This window comes from Methanoculleus chikugoensis (assembly GCF_900095385.1).
Classification (GTDB): Archaea; Halobacteriota; Methanomicrobia; order Methanomicrobiales; family Methanoculleaceae; genus Methanoculleus; species Methanoculleus chikugoensis_A.
The window spans coordinates 13,514-29,967 of sequence record NZ_FMID01000045.1 but is presented as its reverse complement, the minus strand read 5'-3'; the positions used below and the strand labels follow the sequence as shown (position 1 = coordinate 29,967).

Genomic DNA, 16,454 nt, shown 5'->3' with positions numbered 1-16,454 from the left:
AAGTGTATGCACATTCTCCTCCCGACCGGATCGGCAACGGTCGGTATCGTGAAGTCGGCGGCTGAAAGGTTCAGGGACCGCTATGAGATCGATGTGGTGGTCACCGGCGAAATTGCGTCGTTTCTTGCCCCCGGAGAACTCCGGAGGCTGCTTGCCGGCAGTAACTACGATATGGCGATCGTCTCCGGGATGTGCACCGCGTCGTTTGTCGACGTCGAGCGCGAGACCGGCGTCCCGGTCTACCGGGGCCCGCGGCATGCAGCCGATCTTGTGCCGGTCCTCTCGGTGCTGGAGACCGCCCCCCTCTCAAAGACCGTCCCCGCCGACGAGTTCCTCGCAGAGACCCGGCGCGAGGAGGCCTGCCGGCGGGTGGCGCTCCGGGAAGCGGAAGCGGAGCCGGAGTTCATCGTCCGCGGCATGAAAGTCGGCGGGGGTTCCCGGATGAAGGTGCTCGCGGAGATCATGGATGCGCACAGGCGCGACGATCTCCTCGCCGACGTCCGGCGGTTCTTTGCCGACGGGGCGGATATCGTCGACCTGGGATTCGGGTTCGACGCGACCCCCGGCGATGTCGCGCGGTGTTTCTCCTCCCTCGCGGGGGTTGAAGGGCCGCTCGCCGTCGATACCCAGGACCCCGATCTCATCGCGGCGGCGCTCTTCCGCGCCGACCTGGTGCTCTCCCTGCACGAGGGGAATATCCCCGCCGTCGGTCGGGCGGTCGCGGATGCCGGGGCGGCAGCGGTCGTGGTGCCGCGTGAACGAACGCTTGAAGAGAACCTTGCGGCCGCAGAGGAGGCCGGGATCCGCTGCCTGATCGCCGATCCCCTCCTTCAGCCGGCGGGTTCCGGGCTCACCGAATCGCTCGCCGGGTTCGCCGACGCTCGTCGTCCGCTCTTCTTCGGGGCGGGCAACGTCGTGGAGCTGCTGGACGCCGACTCTCCGGGGGCAAATGCCCTGCTTGCGGGGATGGCGCACGAGGTCGGGGCCGCCGTCGTCTTTACGAGCGAACACAGCGACAAGACCCGGGGTTCGGTCGCGGAGATGCGGCGGGCAACCGAGATGATGGCCCTCACGACGGATCGCCCGTACCCCAAGGACCTGGGGCTCGATCTCCTGATCCTGAAGGAAAAACGGCGGCGGCGCGAACCGCCGCTGGAATACGGGAGCATCGAGGATGCGCGTCCCATGCCGGACGAGATCGTCTACGATCCCCTGGGTTGCATCCGGATCGGTATCGAGGGGGACTCGATCGTCGCCGTCCATAAGGGCCGTGCCGTGCGGGGGAAGCGGTGGGAAGACGTCTTTTACACGCTTCTTGCAAACGCAAGCCTCTCCCGGCTCGACCACGCCGCCTACCTCGGAAAAGAACTCTTCAAGGCGGAACTCGCCATCCGTATGAGGAGGAGCTTCGAACAGGACGGGCCGTTCTGAGCGGCCTGTTCCCGGAGTTCCTCGTGCCCGGAGTGCGAGGACGGCCGGGGATGTCGGTCCCGAATTTTTATGGCAATACTTATATAATTGCGCGATTATTTCCCCTCCCGTGGCAGCGGCGAGCGGTGCCGAACCATCCCGGTTCTCTTCCGGGATGATCCCGGCTGTTCTCCCTGCCAGGACACGTAACTGTGGTGAGACTGCATGAGAATGAATTCAATCATCCTCGGGATCGCAGCCATCCTGGCCGTCGGGCTCGTTGCCCTGCCGGTTCTCGCGGCGACCGCCGACGTCGATATACGCGGCGGGGAGTACATCCCCGCCTCGCTCACGGTCGAGGGCAATACAACGGTAACCTGGACAAACTACGATGAGGTGAGCCATACCGTTACCAGCACGGGCGGGCTCTTCGATTCCGGGCGGATAGAGCAGAATCAGACATTCAACTACACGTTTGCCGATACGGGAACCTATCCGTACGGCTGTACGCTCAACGCCTCGACGCGGCGGACACCCATGCAGGGGGTCGTGATCGTCGTCCCGGAGGGGATGATGGTCGAGCCGGGTGAGAACGTAACCCCGACGCCGACCGGGAACCTGACCCCGGGCGAGGAGCCGTTGAACATGACGCTGGTCGACCTGATCGCCGGCGAGGCGAACCTGACCACCTTTGCGGATGCCCTGGATAGAGCAAGCGTCGCGAAGATGGTGCTTACCAGCGGCGGCCCGTACACGGTCTTTGCCCCGGACGACGCCGCATTTGAGGCTCTCGGCAACGAGACTCTTATGGCAATCTTCAACGATACGGAGATGCTTGACGCCCTGCTGATGCATCATGTAGTGGAGGGGAACTATACCGTAGAAGACCTGATGGCGGCAGCAAACGCCACCGGGAACATGACGACTCTTGATACGCTTGCCGGGAACACGATCAACGTCACTGCGGTCGACGGCAACCTCACCGTAGAGAACGCTACAATCGTCACTGCCGACGTTGCCGCCGAGAACGGCATCGTCCACGTCATCGATATGGTTCTCGTTCCGGAGGGTCTCATCCCGGCAGAGAACGTGACCCCGACGCCAACGGAGAACATAACCCCGGTGGAGAACGTGACTCCGGCGGGAAATGTGACGCCGACGGAGAACGTGACCTCTGTTGAGAACGTAACCCTGGAGGCCCTGCCGGAAGGAAGGGTCATCCCCTGAAGTGACCCCCATGAGGTAGTGAATCTTTGATTTCAAGACGGTATCTCTTCTTGGGAATACCGTCTAACTATTTCTTTTAGTTAAATGATCTGGTCGTAGCCGAGTGTGTCTTCTGGGGAACGTTGGGCAACATATCTTGGATGAAAAACGCTGTAGCCATGCAATTTTCAGACACGATAAAAACGGAGGGTCGAGATCTGTTGAAACCCTATTCTGGTCTTTATCCTTATCCAGATATGGTTTGTGCCGGATCTGGTTTTGTCCCTGGGGACGGCCTTCTTCGTGGGCATGTCCTCATGCAGTGGACCGTGGTGGCTATCGCCATTGGGGTGGGGCTGACGGGGAGGGGGTCTCCCCCTCCCCTGTTTCCACCATATAGGGATCAGCCTACAACCCCACCCCGCCCGGCCTCCGGCCTCCTCCCCCGCCCCAAGGGCGGGGGCAGTCATGGCGATATTCGGTGGAAAGCCGTGCCCTAGAGTATCCTCGGTTGCGGTCATCTGGAACAAATAGTGAGATCTCAACTGAGTCGAGATATCTTTACCATCGGAAGTACAAAACGACTTCTAATTGCGTGACAATGGTAAATAGTCTAACTTGTTAACCCGCGTATATCCCACGGTGCAAGTACCCATTCGCCATTACATTTCCACGGCAGTCCTACAGAATCAGTTGTACTTTCATAAATGCAGCCGAAAGCTAGCGTTTCTTTGTGGATATCTCCATTGGAGAGCCAAGAAACTTTAACTTGCACCTTTGACAGTGCACAACCTCGCTCTTCGACCTCAATTATTTCAAAAGAAGAAAACTCTTTATGTTGAAACAATTCACGGCATTCACCTGCTCGCTTACCTAAGGAATCAGTAGACGGAAACATCTTTCTTAAACCGTTGGATAGTTTCCCGTAGTTTTTCTCTTTCCATGCATCGAACATCTCTACTACGGCAACAACGTAAGGGTATCCATCGTAATCCTCAACAGTTCCAGTAGCTGGAATATCTCTCTCTAAAATAACATCCCTGGGCTTCCATTCGGCAATTTCTCTACGTGTTTGTTTATTTTCCTGTAATCGAGCCAAAGAATCCATTATTGGTGGAGGGTTGGCGGCTTTCTCAAATTTTGTCCTCCTTTCCTCCTCACTATCTTTCATTTTCATCCAATCCGCAATAGCGAACATGAGTGCGACACATTTGCAGGAAACATGCTCGTTGGCATAGTTAATGTCCCTGCCATGTAAAATGCCGTTCCTGTAGGGTGCTGTAATGATCGCGCTATTGGTCTTTGTCCGCTTTTGATAGAAAATATCTTTCAGCTTCGCCAAGCCCTCACTACATCCAACAAGGCAGTCCCATGCATCCACTGATGTCCCTTCGGCAAAAAATCCTTTACTCTTTGTAAAATCGTTGACAGCCCCATCTATTATGATTAGGGCCAAAGGAACACTTGCGTAATATCTTTCAGCAAAATGATCCTCAAAAAACTGGCCGATCTGGTCGTAGCGGACAGCAAATGATTTTGAGCTACTTCTTATCCAGTGAACGATCTTTTTGACATCTGTTTTGTAATATCTTATCAATACTTGCTCCGCTGCTTCGATGCCATGTTCTTCAAATGTTTTATTTGCGTCTTCCATTAGGGAAACGCTCATACTGTCATAAGCGCACCATCCGTAGTCGGAAAACCTTGAATTAAATAGAGTTGCTTGTTCTGACATGTTGTCTATTTGTTGCTCCATTTCTTCCAATTTCTTCAGCAGCTCGGGTTTTAAGAATAAACTCAATAATTTCATGGCTTTTATATCTTCACGAAGTTTGTTGATAGTCACTAAATTATCCCGGCTCATTCAGTTACCTCCGTGAACTGGTGAATTAATTATGCCCCCGAAAGGTGCCGAACGCATCGCTGTGCTCAGTGCCCTTGCGCCCTGTCTGCCAGCTGCTACGTTTGTTATTGTTCAAACTTCTTTATTGGTATTGGACATGCCCCCCACTCCCTGATATCCAACGCGAGGGCTTATGTCCCCTCCTCTCCAACCATTCAGAAGAATGGCCATATGCGGGATCAGCAGGGATCTGCTTTCGATGCTCTTTGAACTCGGGCGGGAACACCACCCGAACGAATTCGTTGCCGTGCTGCGGGAACGAGACGGCGTTATCCGGGATCTCGACCTGGTTCCCGGCACCGTCGTCGGGGAAGAGAGCGCCTCGTTCTTCATCGATATGCTCCCGCTGGACACCCACCAGGCCGGCAGCGCCCACAGCCACCCGAACGGCGTCCTCTCTCCGTCGGCGGCGGATCTCAGGTTCTTCCCCACGGTGGGCCGGTATCACATCATCGTCGGCTACCCCTACGGGAAGCGGGACTGGCGGTGCTACCGGGCGGACGGCAGCGCGACACGCCTCGAGGTGGTCGAGTGATCCGCGTGGTCGCAACGGGGACGTTCGACATCCTCCACCCCGGACACCTCTACTACCTTGAGGAGTCGCGGAACCTCGGCGACGAGCTCTCTGTGATCGTGGCGCGGGACGCGAACGTGAAGCATAAGCCGCGGCCGATCCTCCCCGAAGACCAGCGGCTCCGGATGGTCCGGGCATTAAAGCCGGTCGACCATGCGCTCCTCGGCGACCTCCACGATATGTTCCGGCCGATAGCGGAGATCCGGCCCGAGATCATCACGCTCGGGTTTAACCAGCACTTCGACGAGGAGCATCTCCGGCAGAGACTCCGGGAACGCGGGCTCGATGCGGAGGTCGTCAGGATACCGGGGTATCCCGGCTCGCTTGCCAGTTCGTCGAAGATCATCGAGCGCATCCTGAATACCCGGACTCCTCCGGGTCCCGCCGGCTCTCCCGGCGAGGAGTGACTCCAGCCCCGGAACGCGGGGAAACCACCCTCAGGTGACGGCGATTCATGCGGCAGATCGGTATCCGGGACGATAACGACGATGCGACAAGCGGGCTGAAGGTCTCGGTTCCGTTCCTGCTCTGCGGGCTCTTTCTTGCCGTCGTATGGTTCTTCCTCCCGGCGGAGCAGTGGTTTCTGCTCTTCGGGATGATGGTCGCCTACATCGTCCCGCCGCTCGGCCGGGAGACGATCATCCCGGTCTGCATCCTCTGGGGGATTCCGTGGTGGCTGGCCGCGTTCACCCTGGCGTTCCTTGACTTCGCCGGCGGGCTCTTTATGGCCTGGAACTTTCCGCTGGTCCTGCGCATCCCCTACATCGGCCCCTGGGTCAGCCGGTTCACGGCGGCAGGCCGGACCTTCCTCGACCGGCGGCCGTGGCTTGAGCGGCTTTACTTCGTTGGTCTCATCGCCTTCGTGGCTCTCCCCTTTGACGGTTCGGGAAGCATCGTCGGCTCTATCGTCGGAAGGATGCTCGGGATGACGAAGACGGAGGTCCTCGCCTGCATCACCACCGGCGGCATCATCGGCAGTTTTGCCATCGCTCTCGGCATCGACTACGTCGTGCACCTCATCCCACCGGGAGCCGGGCTCTGGGTCTCGCTTGCCCTCCTCCTCCTGATCGGCATCGCCCTTCTCGTGGCCTACCGGAGTTATTCGCGAAGGCCTGAAGCGGGCGCCTGATCCCGGCGGGTTATGGGGTGGGAGCCAGCGCAGCGCAAACGAAAAGATATAATACCGGGCTCGGGGATTAATCATCCAGGCTATCCGGAGGGGTCGCATGCCGCCACCCCCCGGAACGGCCAGAGGGCGGCTTTTGTCGGTCGCCCCGGACGGTCTGAGTATGGATTTGAATACGACGAGTCGCCTGGAGGCCGGCGAGACCCACCACACGGCGCCCGGCATCACCGCTGCGATGCTGCAACGGGTGATCGAGACCTCGCTCTCCGGGATCTGCATCGTCGATCAGGAGGGGTGCATCGCTTTTGCCAACGCTTCGCTCCTCGCCATGTGGGGGTACGACCTCTCTGAGGTGGTTGGAAAACCGGTGACCCGGCTCTGGTTCTCCCCCGAAGAGGCGCGGGACTGCATCGACCGCGTGCTCTCCTCCGGACGGTGGACCGGGACGGTTGCCGCCCGGCGGAGGGACGCCTCCTCGTTTTCCTCCCGGATATCGGTCAGCACCGTCCGCGATCCCGGGACCGCCGATGTCTGGCTCCTCCTCTCCTGCATCGAAACCGGCGCAAAACGCGGGGCCGAAGACGCACCCGGCCACTGCCGCAGCCTTGAGCGGGCCGTCGCGGCGATGCCCGCCCGGTTCATAGACCCGGCGGCGATCGATCCGGCGATCGACGACTCGTTCGAGGATCTCGGCCGCGCGTGCGGGGCTTGCAGGGTCTATCTCGCTCTCTTCAACGATCCGAGGACGCATCTCGGCGCGACGCACGAGTGGTGCCGCCCGGGGCAGGTTCCGCTGCGGGGCGAGTCGCGCACCCTCCTCAAGGACGATCCGCCCCGGTGGGCCGTCCGGGTTCTCAAAGGCGAGACCGTGATCGTGAACGGGATCTCCGTGGACGGGCGGCCGGATAGGGTAGAGCGCGAGCTCCTGGAGCGGCACGGCGCTACGGCGGCCCTGATGATCCCTCTGCGGCTGAACGGAGCGGTCGTCGGCTTCGTCGGGTATGACCTGGATGCCGACGGTGCCTGTTTTTCGGACGAGGATGTGGCGCTTCTTTCTGCAGCCGTCCATATCATCGCGGGAACGCTCGACCGGAAGCAGTCCGAGTATATCTTCCGGGAGTCGGAGGGCCTCTACCAGATCGTCCTCGACGCCATCACCGACACCGTTACCGTCGTCGATACCCAGCTCACCGTTCTTCTCGCAAACGACGCTTTCATCACCTGGTGCGAAGACCTCGGACTTGAAACAGACGTCGTCGGGAAGGATCTCTTCACCGTCGTGCCGTTCTTCCCCCCCGCGACGCGGCAGCTCTACGACCGGGTCATCCGGACCGGCCGGCCGCTGACGTCGGAGCGGTCTATCAGGTCGGGCGACCGGGCCATGGTTCTGCGGGAGATGCGGATCCCGATCTTCGATCACGGCGAGGTCGCGAGGGTCGTCACCGTCGCGAGAGACGTCACCGCCCAGAGAGAGGTAGAAGACCTGAAATCAAAAGCCTACGCTCAGATCGAGCGGAACATGGAACAGTTCGCCCTGCTGGCCGATCATATAAGGAACCCGCTCCAGGCGATCATGGGGCGTGCCGAACTGCTCGACGATATCGAGACGAGGGAGAAGATCCGGTTGCAGGTGCAGCGGATCAACGGGATCATCGACCAGCTCGACGAACGATGGGGCGAGTCGAGGAGACTCTCCACGTTCTGGCGGAAGTACTCCTGAGACCTTTTCACCGCGTCTCCCCGAGCGTCCCCCATACCCTGTTCCGCTCGAGGATGATCCAGTAGCGACGGAGTTCGGCTTCCGCCGCCCGATAATCGGGGTAATGCTCGCCGACGAGACGCCAGAACCGTTTCGAATGGTTCTGCTCGCGGAGGTGGGCGGCCTCGTGGACGACGACGTACTCCCGTAGCGTCGCCGGGAGGGCTACGACGCGCAGGTTGACGTTTACGTTGCCGAGCGCCGAGCAGCTCCCCCACCGCGTCTTCTGCATCTTCACTGCGATCCGCCCCTGCCGCCGGCCGGCAAGGTCCGGGCAGGCCTCCAGCCGGTCGAGCACCTCCTTCTTCAGCATCCGGGAGAGTCCTCGCCGGAGAGCGGGAACGGACGGGGAGGCGACGGTTCCCGCGGCCTCGTCGACTGCGAACCGCGCGCCCGGAACCACGCGGCAGAACCGCCCGTGCAGGAGGAGCAGGTCTTCCCGCCCGCGTCCTTCGGCGGCCAGCCGGTCGAGTTCCCGCCGCCGCTTCTCTATCCAGGCCGCGTTGCGCTGCAGGAACCCCTCGACGTCGAACGACGGGGGGGCGACCACGCGCAGGGTTCCGTCCGGCCGCACCTGGAGGTGGGCGGATCGTACCGCCTTCAGAACAATGGTCGCTCTGCCCGCGCCGCTCTCCCTCTCTCCCCGGTTCATGATACCAGTACTGGGGCGCCGGCGGGAAAAAACGTGATCCGGCATGTACCTATACCTGATGACGACAAAGAATTACGTAGGGCTCCCGTCCCGGGATGCAGGCGGGCGCGGAGGATGGCAGCATGCACGAGAAGGAACTGAAGATCGGTGATATCGCGCACCTCACCGGGATTTCGGAGCAGGATGTCCGGGCGCTCATCCGGACCTACGACAGCCTTTTTACCTATCGGACGATCGGGCGGGCCCGGCTCTTCCCGCAGAAGGCTGTGGCGATCGTCCGGGAACTCGCGGACCTCTCCGGGCGAGGGCTTTCGCCTGAGGAGATAGCCGACGAGGTTAGATCGGGAAAAGATCGGGCCCCACCTGAAGAACCCGCGGAAGAGATCGGCCGGACAGCCGCCCCGCTCCCGTCCGAGGTGGTGATCGAGTTCGGGGTGATGCGGGATACGCTGGCCCGGCAGGAGCGGCGGATCGCCCGTCTGGTCGAGGAACTCGAGCAGGAGCGCGAACTGAGGGCCGAGGAGGGCGAGCGGTTCCGGAAGGCCGTCGACGACCTTGAAGGCCGCCTCTCCGCGCAGCAGGAGCAGCTTGCCCTCGTCGCGGAATGGGTGGACTACTTCGACCGGCAGATGGACGAGGTCACCCGCCCGGTGTTCGATCGGTTCCGGAGGACGGTCGCGAAGAAGGGCGATTCCGGCAAGTCTCCGGGCCGTTCCGGCTGACACCGTGCGTGTACCGCCCGGGTCACCGAATGCCCGGTTGCCGCTCCTTCGCTACCATACAACATATATTTAGCAATATATACTATCTGGTGCCATAAAAATACCAAGATTTAAATAGAATCCCCACTTCCGGCACGCGGGGTGATAGAATCTCCCAGCAACAGATGGCCACAATATTGACCGTCGTCATTCAGGCACTGGTTGTCGGCGGGTTGATAGCCTGTATCGTCGTTGGAACACAGGATCGGTCGTCTCCCGGGGTCCCGCCGATCACCGAGGCCCGGTATGCCGGTGATCTGCCGCCGGGCGTCTCAGCGGCCGCGTATCCGATCGTCGGCCACCAGGCAGCGGGTATCCTGTCGGGTGCCGGGGAGACGTTCATCCTCTTTTCCGTGGGGGACGGTTCCCCTACCCCATCACAACCTGCATGACCGTCGGGTACCGGTTCATGACGGCGTAGACGAGGGGTTTTGCGATCCAGAGCCTCCCGCCCTGCATCCTCCTAAGGGTACTGATCTCCCCGAGGTGCTGGAGCGCCTGCACCGCGGCCTCGTCCGCGAGGAAGAAACTGTCCGGAACCGTCGAGTCGAAGTAGAAGAGGATCGGGAGCCGGAGCCGTCTCTGCAACTCGCCCGGGAGTGCCCGCTCGAGGTGAAGAAGGACGTCCCGGTCAAAGTCGTAGCGGCTCCCGCCCTTCGTGACGGACGACGGGTGCTCTTCCGCGAGGAGCCGGGAGAGGCGCTTTCGCTCCGAGACGATCCCGTCGTTGATCCTGCCGATCTCAAGCCGCATCCATCGTAAGAGGGTCGACTCGTCGCTTGCTGATGGTCGGTCGGGCATGAATGCACCTATCGCGATCCGTCTCCGGGTCTGTGAGAAAACCCTCTCTTTGCCATGCGATATATACCTGGCCCCGGAAACCGCGTCTCCCATGAAGGGTATCCGGGGCGTATTCCGGCAATTCCTGTCTGGGGTGACCCTGTTCTCCGATTGCAATTCCCCGTCTACCCGGGAGAAAGTATATATCTCTCGCTCTCCTTTCGGCATGTTCTACGTGATCATGCATGGAACTGGATTCAGTGCACGGAAAGCATACCCGACGGCATGCCCGCTTCCCCGTGGTACCGTTCTGCGTTCTCCTCCTCACCGGCATGGCAGTTCACCTTGCAGCCGCCACCGGGATGCCCGGGGGAGAGTACGACCCGGGGATCGCCGCGATGCTCGCAGAGGTCGACGAATCCGAACTCCGGAACACGACCTACGACCTGCAGAACTTCTCGACCCGGGTATACGGTACCGAGGGAAACCGGGAGGCGGGTGAGTACCTCTCCGCGAGGCTTGCGGCCATCCCCGGGCTCGAGGTGGAGTCCGGAGACGGCGAACACAATACCATCGTCGCCACGCTCCCCGGGGGCGACGCCTCCGACGAAGTCGTGGTGGTGGGGGCGCACTACGACAGCAAGTCGTTCGACCCCGCCCGCGCGCCCGGGGCCACCGACAACGGTTGCGGCGTCGCGATCGTCCTGGAACTCGCCCGGATTATGAGCGGGCACTCGTTCGACCGGACGGTGCAGTTCGCGTTCTGGAACGGAGAAGAGGTCGGCCGTCTCGGCAGCATCGAGTACGCCGCCGGTGCGGCGTCCCCGATCGTGCTCTATCTCAACTACGACTCGTCCTGCTACGATCCCCTTGACCGCTCCGTGCTCGATATCGCCTACGACGAGCGTTCCGAGGATATCGCGGCACTCATGGCGGACTATAACACCCTCTACTCCACGAACTTCACCCTGACCGAGAACGTCCATTCCTGCACCTCGGATCACGTATCCTTCCGTGACCGGGGTTACCCGGCCGTGACAACCCACTGCGAGGGGCACGGCCCGGCCCATACCCCGGACGACACCGTCGACCGGGTATCGTTTGACTACGCGAAGAGGAACGCCCGGCTCGGTCTTGCGGTGCTCGCGGAGGTGGCGGGGTTCCGGGGAGAGGGTGCCGGCAACGCCATTCCGGAGGCCCCGCGGGTGGTGTGGGATCTCTCAGGAAGGCTGGACGGAGCGGGCTAGCGATCGGAACGGAGCCGTTATCCGTCGCGCGGGTGGTGTGAGCTGATTGTGCTGCTGTTTTCAACCCCTGCGAGGCTGCTGTCATCCTCGATCCGGCTCTTTATCCAGCGTATATCCGGATGCACGGTGTCCTCGCCGAACCGGATGCGGAGAGGCGAAGACTCATTTTTATACGGTCAAAGCCAACGTTTAAAAAATATGAATGATTCTGAGATCCTGATGAACCCCAACGAGCTGGTACGTTTTCTCAAGAAGGATCCGGCGAATTTTACGAAAGAGGACATAATGCGGTTTTGCGAGACGAACGGGATTGAGATGATCAACTTCCGTTACGCCGCCGAGGACGGCAAACTCAAGACTCTCAATTTTGTCATCTCTTCAAAGGAGCACCTCGATACCATCCTCTCGGACGGCGAACGCGTCGACGGCAGCAACCTCTTCTCGTTCATCGAGGCGGGGAGCAGCGATCTCTATGTCATCCCCCGGTATCGCACGGCGTTCGTGAGCCCGTTCGCCGAGGTGCCGACACTCGAGTTCCTCTGCTCGTTCTACGACAGCGACGGGAAACCGCTTGAGAGCGCGCCCGAATACGTGCTCCGAAAGGCGGACGAGGAGTTCACCCGCCGGACCGGATACACCTTCAAGACCCTTGGAGAACTCGAGTACTACGTCGTCAGCCCACGGGACGACCTCTACCCCGGCCGCGACCAGAAGGGCTACCACTCGGCCGAACCCTTCGTCAAGTTCGCGGATCTCCGGGATGAGGCGATGCGGCTGATCGCCCGCGCCGGAGGCAGGATCAAGTATGGTCACTCCGAGGTGGGATGCTTCTACAACGACGACACTTACTACGAGCAGCACGAGATCGAGTTCCTACCGATGCCGGTGGAGCAGGCGGTCGAGCAGTTGATCGTCGCGAAGTGGGTCTTGCGGATGCTCGGCAACCAGTACGGCGTCGAGATCAGTTTCGCCCCGAAGATCACCGTCGGCAAGGCCGGGAGCGGAATGCACTTCCACATGCTCGTCGAGAAGGACGGCAGAAATGTGCTGGTCGAGGAGGGCAGACTGAGCCCGCTCGCCCGGAAGATGATCGCCGGCATCCTCGACGCCTCCGACGCCCTGACGGCCTTCGGGAACACCATCCCGACCTCCTACCTCCGTCTCGTCCCCCACCAGGAGGCGCCGACGACGGTCTGCTGGGGCGACCGCAACCGCTCGGTCGTCGTCCGGGTGCCTCTCGGCTGGGTCGGTGCGGACGGCATGACCCGCGACGCGAACCCCGGCGAGAACGGTCATCGGCCGAACCGCCCCTCAAAGCAGACGTTCGAGTACCGGGTCGCCGACGGATCGGCCGATCCTTACCTGATCGTCGCCGGGCTCATCGTGGCGGCGCTCCGCGGGATCGAGATGCCCGGCGCGCTCGAGGCGGCCGAGAGACTCTATGTCAGCGGGAACATCTTCCGCCCCGAGTTCAGGGAGCGGCTCGCGACGTTCAAGCAGCTTCCCGCCTCCTGCGTCGAGTCTGCCGAGGCACTCGAGGCGAAGCGTGCGATCTTCGAGTCGAACGGGATCTTCCCGGCGGGGATGATCGAGAGCAGGATCTCTACCCTGAAGGCCTTCGACGACCGGGGGCTGAGCGAGAGGCTCTACGGCAACAACGACGCGATCCGGGAACTGGTCGACCGGTACATCCACGTCGCGTGAGAAGAGAAGAATACTTTTTTCGGCAACCGGCGGCGTTAACCCGGCCGCCACTCTCATCCCGGAGCCCCGGCACGGGACAAACTTATTATCAGGAGGGCACCAGAGGAGGTGGCTCCCGGACGTGAGGGCGGGTTTCCCGGTGCTCACCCGGGTGATGAGGAACGCGTATGAGAGGCGAAGCAGAAGAGATGATGGCGGAAGGAGCGGGACCGGTCACGTTTACCTGCTACCGCGTCACCCCGGGAGAGGAGGAAGGCGCTCCCGAGGAGGGCATGAACACCTACAGCGTCGTGGTGCTGCTGCCCGACGGGGATGTCAAACACCAGGTCGTCTGGGCACAAACACCTGAAGACATCGGCGACGCGATCCGGGTTCCCCCGGGTTCGAGGGTGATCATGACCGAGATGAAGAGCACCCTCGTATGGGATAGCGAGGAGGTGGGGGCCGGTCAGGCCCCCTGACCTTTTTACAGGCGGTTTCGACCGTTAGAACGGACTTTCAGGGTGCCGGGGAGGGGAGCGATCCACTCTCCCCGGTGATCTCCGAGAGGTCGACCCCCGACCCACCAGGTGTCGTCGACGACGTAGCCGATCTTGAGCTCGTCATGGTTCTCCTGGGCGGGGTTCGGCCGGATGAAGACGATGAATCCTCCTCCCGGCTCTGCAGTATCACAGAGCGCCCGGATGTTCTTCATCGCGTACGGGTCCTGCCGCTCGATCAGGCTCGTCCCGATCGAGTCCTGCAAGTGGGGGTGGGCGAGGAGCGTCCCGTTATAGTCGTAAGCGTAGACGTAGAGGGCTCCCTCTGTGAACCTGCCCGCTTCGTCGTTGAACTCGGCAAGTGCTGTGTCTTCTCCGGCGGTCTCTGCGTAGGCGGCGGCCTCCCGGGCGAAGCCCGCAAGATCCGCGCGGATCATATTCTCTTCTGCGGTCTCCGTTCCGGCAGGGGCGCTGCACCCGGCACCGAACACCAGAATCGGGACTAAAAAGGCGAGGTAGACTCTCTTCACACTCCCGTGTGTGCTGGAATAGAAAAAAGATGCCGGAATCTTCTTCGCCGGGAAAGCGATGCGACCCCGACATCGAGAGGTATATGTGGGATCACATCCCCCCGACCGTGAGGTGATCGAATGGCGAATGTTATCCAGCAGATGGAGAAGGTCACAGAGCACAGTGCGGCCAACCTGATGGCTGATGCCGGAGTCGATGTGGAGCGGTGGAACCGAACGCCGGATGAAGCGACGCTCAGAAAAACGGTCGAGGCGATCGAGGCCCGGAACGTCAGGGTAATCCTCGTGGACTCGGCGGAGGACGCGCTCCGGGCCGTTGTCGACCTGCTGCCCGAGGGGGCGGAGGTCATGAACGGCTACTCGACGACTCTGGTCGAGATGGGGTTTGACCGGGTGCTCAAAGAGAACCCGAAGGGATGGCGGGACTATCACGCGGTCGTCACCGCCGAGAACGACACCGAGAAGCGGCACGCGCTCCGCCGCAAAAGCGTCGCCGCGGATTACTTCCTCTCCGGGGTGCAGGCGATCGCCGAATCAGGCGAGATCGTCGGGTGCGACAAGACCGGGAGCCGGATGGGGGCGTGGCCTCACGCGGCGGCCCATCTCGTCCTCGTCTCCGGGACGAACAAGATCGTGCCGACCGTCGACGAGGGGTTCCGGCGGTGCCGGGAGTACTGCCTGCCCCTCGAGAACCAGCGTGTACAGCGCACCTACGGCGTCGGGAGTTACATCGGCAAGCACGTGGTCCTCGATAAAGAGGACACTGATGGACGGGTAACCCTCGTCCTGATCCGCCAGCCGCTCGGTTACTGAACCCGGCTGCTAAAGGAGAAGCGGTGTCTCCACGGCGGGCCTATGCCCGTTATCTTTTTTTCGGATGCGGGTCAATCGCATTCCTCCCTCTCCCCCAGCTGTCCGCTCGCGGCTGCAACGGTGCTCGGCGCCTTCTTTTTCTCCATCCGGGGGTCCGGTATATCTGAACTCCCGTGCAACCTTCATGCATGGAGATCGCAGAAATTCTCAACGTCACCGTTCCGCTCTCCGACATCACGCTCGAAAGCGTCGTTCTCGCCGTGCTTGTCGCGATCATCGGATGGATCGTGGTGAAAATTCTCACGTCCGTCTTCAAAAAGATGCTCTCCCGGGCCTCGAAACTGCCCGGCCTGGTCGTCGAGTTCCTGATCAGATTTTTCTCGATCCTGCTCTACGTGATCCTCGCCCTCATCGTCATCGCGACGATCGGGTTCGACATCTCCTCCGTGGTGCTCGGGCTCTCGGCGGTGATCGGGCTCATCCTCGGTTTCGGCCTGCAGGACACCGTCACCAACCTCGCCGCCGGAGTCTGGCTGGCGGCCTTCCGCCCCATCGACAAGGACGAGCTCGTTGAGGTTAACGGCATATCCGGGACGGTCACTTCGGTCGGCATCATGGCGACCGAGTTGCTGAAGCCCGACAACACCTACATCACCATCCCGAACTCCCTCGTCTGGGGGAGCCCGGTGATCAACTCCACCCGGATGGAGACCCGCCGTGTCGAGGTCAAGGTCAGGGCCGCCTACGACAGCGACCTTGATAAGGCAATCCGGGTCGCCACCGACCTGATGGCGGCCCACGAGGGCGTGCTCCCGTCGCCGGAACCCGTGGTCGTCGTCACCGAACTCGCCGACTCTTCGGTGAACCTCGCTCTCCGGGCGTGGACGAAGACGTCCGATATGTGGGGCGTGCAGTGGGACCTGAATCGCGACGTCGTCCGGGCGTTCAGAGAGGCCGGCATCGAGATAGCCTTCCCGCAGGTGGACGTCCACCTGGACCGGGCCCAATAGATCTCTCCTATTTTTTTGCAGATTCGCATCCGGGGCTTTCCCGCTCCGGCGGGACTCTCTACAGGCATCTTCCCGTGGGTTTAGGGATCTCCTTCCGCCCGGCAGAGGATATGGCGTTCCCTGCTTCCCGGAAACAGATCGACGAAGTGTTCCCGGTACAGGACCGCCTGTCGCCGGGATGTTCTCGGATCTGGTCCGCTCCGGCCTGCATCGCGAGATGGCAGAGCTGAGCTGAAATGTCCCTGGATGCTCCCGGTGCGAAGGGGGAGGAGTCATGTGCAATGTCGGTTTTCTGCGGGCACTCCCTCCATGCTGATCTTATCGGTGCTCGGAACATCGAGTCCAGAGCACGCACCTACAGGTATACCCTGGAGGTGCAGGGGTGCAGTCAACCACCCATACGAGAACTATCGACACGATAGAGTCTCAAGCCCCGCCCTGAAGGGCGGGGTAGTTGACACGTTAGCAGGCATATCCTGTCCAGAAACGGCGGTATATTC

The 16,454-nt window shown here is 61.2% G+C and carries 17 protein-coding genes; 13 read left to right on the top strand and 4 right to left on the bottom strand.

Annotation, left to right across the window (positions count from 1 at the left end; all coding sequences use genetic code 11):
* Window positions 1-6 precede the first annotated feature (6 nt).
* Both L21_RS09390 and L21_RS09385 read left to right on the top strand, forming a co-directional pair.
* Window positions 7-1,431, top strand: a complete 1,425-nt coding sequence (locus tag L21_RS09390; protein WP_074370218.1) for a DUF4346 domain-containing protein — start codon at window positions 7-9, stop codon at window positions 1,429-1,431.
* 204 nt (window positions 1,432-1,635) lie between these two features.
* Window positions 1,636-2,637: a fasciclin domain-containing protein gene (locus L21_RS09385; RefSeq protein WP_256712912.1), complete on the top strand. Its 1,002-nt coding sequence runs from the start codon at window positions 1,636-1,638 to the stop codon at window positions 2,635-2,637.
* A 592-nt stretch (window positions 2,638-3,229) separates the two neighbouring features.
* On the opposite strand, the gene L21_RS09375 is transcribed toward L21_RS09385, so the two are convergent.
* Window positions 3,230-4,480: a hypothetical protein gene (locus tag L21_RS09375; protein ID WP_074370216.1), complete on the bottom strand. Its 1,251-nt coding sequence runs from the start codon at window positions 4,478-4,480 to the stop codon at window positions 3,230-3,232.
* Window positions 4,481-4,682: 202 nt separating this feature from the next.
* Between L21_RS09375 and L21_RS09370 the strand changes: the two genes are divergently transcribed.
* The 4 genes from L21_RS09370 (at window position 4,683) to L21_RS09355 (ending at window position 7,939) form a co-directional block, all read left to right on the top strand.
* Entirely contained in the window at window positions 4,683-5,054 is a 372-nt protein-coding gene (locus tag L21_RS09370; protein WP_048182539.1) for a Mov34/MPN/PAD-1 family protein, read from the top strand.
* Entirely contained in the window at window positions 5,051-5,500 is a 450-nt protein-coding gene (locus L21_RS09365; RefSeq protein ID WP_074370215.1) for an FAD synthase family protein, read from the top strand. The genes L21_RS09370 and L21_RS09365 overlap by 4 nt, the downstream gene beginning before the upstream one ends.
* A gap of 47 nt (window positions 5,501-5,547) precedes the next feature.
* Window positions 5,548-6,222 (top strand): small multi-drug export protein, encoded by a 675-nt coding sequence (locus tag L21_RS09360; RefSeq protein WP_074370214.1) that lies wholly within the window; start codon window positions 5,548-5,550, stop codon window positions 6,220-6,222.
* A 160-nt stretch (window positions 6,223-6,382) separates the two neighbouring features.
* Window positions 6,383-7,939 carry a PAS domain-containing protein gene (locus tag L21_RS09355; RefSeq protein WP_074370213.1) on the top strand — a complete coding sequence of 519 codons (1,557 nt, stop codon included), beginning with the start codon at window positions 6,383-6,385 and terminating at the stop codon, window positions 7,937-7,939.
* Between the two features lie 7 nt (window positions 7,940-7,946).
* On the opposite strand, the gene L21_RS09350 is transcribed toward L21_RS09355, so the two are convergent.
* The gene (locus L21_RS09350) at window positions 7,947-8,630 is read right to left on the bottom strand and encodes a M48 family metallopeptidase (protein ID WP_074370212.1); all 684 of its coding nucleotides are present in this window, start codon (window positions 8,628-8,630) and stop codon (window positions 7,947-7,949) included.
* Window positions 8,631-8,752: 122 nt separating this feature from the next.
* On the opposite strand from L21_RS09350, the gene L21_RS09345 reads away from it, so the two are divergent.
* Both L21_RS09345 and L21_RS13890 read left to right on the top strand, forming a co-directional pair.
* Window positions 8,753-9,352, top strand: coding sequence for a MerR family transcriptional regulator (locus tag L21_RS09345; protein ID WP_256712908.1), 600 nt, complete (start codon window positions 8,753-8,755; stop codon window positions 9,350-9,352).
* Between the two features lie 164 nt (window positions 9,353-9,516).
* On the top strand, window positions 9,517-9,783 hold the full coding sequence (locus L21_RS13890) for a hypothetical protein (protein WP_143727263.1): 267 nt from the start codon (window positions 9,517-9,519) through the stop codon (window positions 9,781-9,783).
* Here L21_RS13890 and L21_RS09340 read toward each other — a convergent pair.
* Entirely contained in the window at window positions 9,761-10,192 is a 432-nt protein-coding gene (locus L21_RS09340) for a DUF61 family protein (protein ID WP_074370228.1), read from the bottom strand. The two genes, L21_RS13890 and L21_RS09340, sit on opposite strands and share 23 nt — an antisense overlap.
* A gap of 224 nt (window positions 10,193-10,416) precedes the next feature.
* Here L21_RS09340 and L21_RS09335 point away from each other — a divergent pair, with 224 nt between their 5' ends.
* The 3 genes from L21_RS09335 to L21_RS09325 all read left to right on the top strand — a co-directional run bounded on the left by L21_RS09335 (window position 10,417) and on the right by L21_RS09325 (window position 13,583).
* A complete protein-coding gene (locus tag L21_RS09335; RefSeq protein ID WP_074370210.1) occupies window positions 10,417-11,418 on the top strand; it encodes a M28 family metallopeptidase in 1,002 nt (333 codons plus the stop codon).
* Window positions 11,419-11,616: 198 nt separating this feature from the next.
* Window positions 11,617-13,122 carry a glutamine synthetase family protein gene (locus tag L21_RS09330; RefSeq protein WP_074370209.1) on the top strand — a complete coding sequence of 502 codons (1,506 nt, stop codon included), beginning with the start codon at window positions 11,617-11,619 and terminating at the stop codon, window positions 13,120-13,122.
* Window positions 13,123-13,289: 167 nt separating this feature from the next.
* Window positions 13,290-13,583, top strand: coding sequence for a hypothetical protein (locus tag L21_RS09325; protein WP_074370208.1), 294 nt, complete (start codon window positions 13,290-13,292; stop codon window positions 13,581-13,583).
* Window positions 13,584-13,588: 5 nt separating this feature from the next.
* On the opposite strand, the gene L21_RS09320 is transcribed toward L21_RS09325, so the two are convergent.
* Window positions 13,589-14,131 (bottom strand): cache domain-containing protein, encoded by a 543-nt coding sequence (locus L21_RS09320; protein ID WP_074370207.1) that lies wholly within the window; start codon window positions 14,129-14,131, stop codon window positions 13,589-13,591.
* Between the two features lie 120 nt (window positions 14,132-14,251).
* Here L21_RS09320 and L21_RS09315 point away from each other — a divergent pair, with 120 nt between their 5' ends.
* Both L21_RS09315 and L21_RS09310 read left to right on the top strand, forming a co-directional pair.
* Window positions 14,252-14,944 (top strand): lactate utilization protein, encoded by a 693-nt coding sequence (locus L21_RS09315; RefSeq protein ID WP_256712905.1) that lies wholly within the window; start codon window positions 14,252-14,254, stop codon window positions 14,942-14,944.
* Window positions 14,945-15,132: 188 nt separating this feature from the next.
* Window positions 15,133-15,954: a mechanosensitive ion channel family protein gene (locus L21_RS09310; protein WP_074370206.1), complete on the top strand. Its 822-nt coding sequence runs from the start codon at window positions 15,133-15,135 to the stop codon at window positions 15,952-15,954.
* Window positions 15,955-16,454 lie beyond the last annotated feature (500 nt).

Bases quoted from the DNA above. Each gene is read 5' to 3' on its own strand.
- L21_RS09390 (WP_074370218.1), top strand. From the start codon at position 7: ATGCACATTCTCCTCCCGACCGGATCGGCAACGGTCGGTATCGTGAAG.
- L21_RS09385 (WP_256712912.1), top strand. From the start codon at position 1,636: ATGAGAATGAATTCAATCATCCTCGGGATCGCAGCCATCCTGGCCGTC.
- L21_RS09375 (WP_074370216.1), bottom strand. From the start codon at position 4,480: ATGAGCCGGGATAATTTAGTGACTATCAACAAACTTCGTGAAGATATA.
- L21_RS09370 (WP_048182539.1), top strand. From the start codon at position 4,683: ATGGCCATATGCGGGATCAGCAGGGATCTGCTTTCGATGCTCTTTGAA.
- L21_RS09360 (WP_074370214.1), top strand. From the start codon at position 5,548: ATGCGGCAGATCGGTATCCGGGACGATAACGACGATGCGACAAGCGGG.
- L21_RS09355 (WP_074370213.1), top strand. From the start codon at position 6,383: ATGGATTTGAATACGACGAGTCGCCTGGAGGCCGGCGAGACCCACCAC.
- L21_RS09350 (WP_074370212.1), bottom strand. From the start codon at position 8,630: ATGAACCGGGGAGAGAGGGAGAGCGGCGCGGGCAGAGCGACCATTGTT.
- L21_RS09345 (WP_256712908.1), top strand. From the start codon at position 8,753: ATGCACGAGAAGGAACTGAAGATCGGTGATATCGCGCACCTCACCGGG.
- L21_RS13890 (WP_143727263.1), top strand. From the start codon at position 9,517: ATGGCCACAATATTGACCGTCGTCATTCAGGCACTGGTTGTCGGCGGG.
- L21_RS09340 (WP_074370228.1), bottom strand. From the start codon at position 10,192: ATGCCCGACCGACCATCAGCAAGCGACGAGTCGACCCTCTTACGATGG.
- L21_RS09335 (WP_074370210.1), top strand. From the start codon at position 10,417: ATGGAACTGGATTCAGTGCACGGAAAGCATACCCGACGGCATGCCCGC.
- L21_RS09330 (WP_074370209.1), top strand. From the start codon at position 11,617: ATGAATGATTCTGAGATCCTGATGAACCCCAACGAGCTGGTACGTTTT.
- L21_RS09325 (WP_074370208.1), top strand. From the start codon at position 13,290: ATGAGAGGCGAAGCAGAAGAGATGATGGCGGAAGGAGCGGGACCGGTC.
- L21_RS09315 (WP_256712905.1), top strand. From the start codon at position 14,252: ATGGCGAATGTTATCCAGCAGATGGAGAAGGTCACAGAGCACAGTGCG.
- L21_RS09310 (WP_074370206.1), top strand. From the start codon at position 15,133: ATGGAGATCGCAGAAATTCTCAACGTCACCGTTCCGCTCTCCGACATC.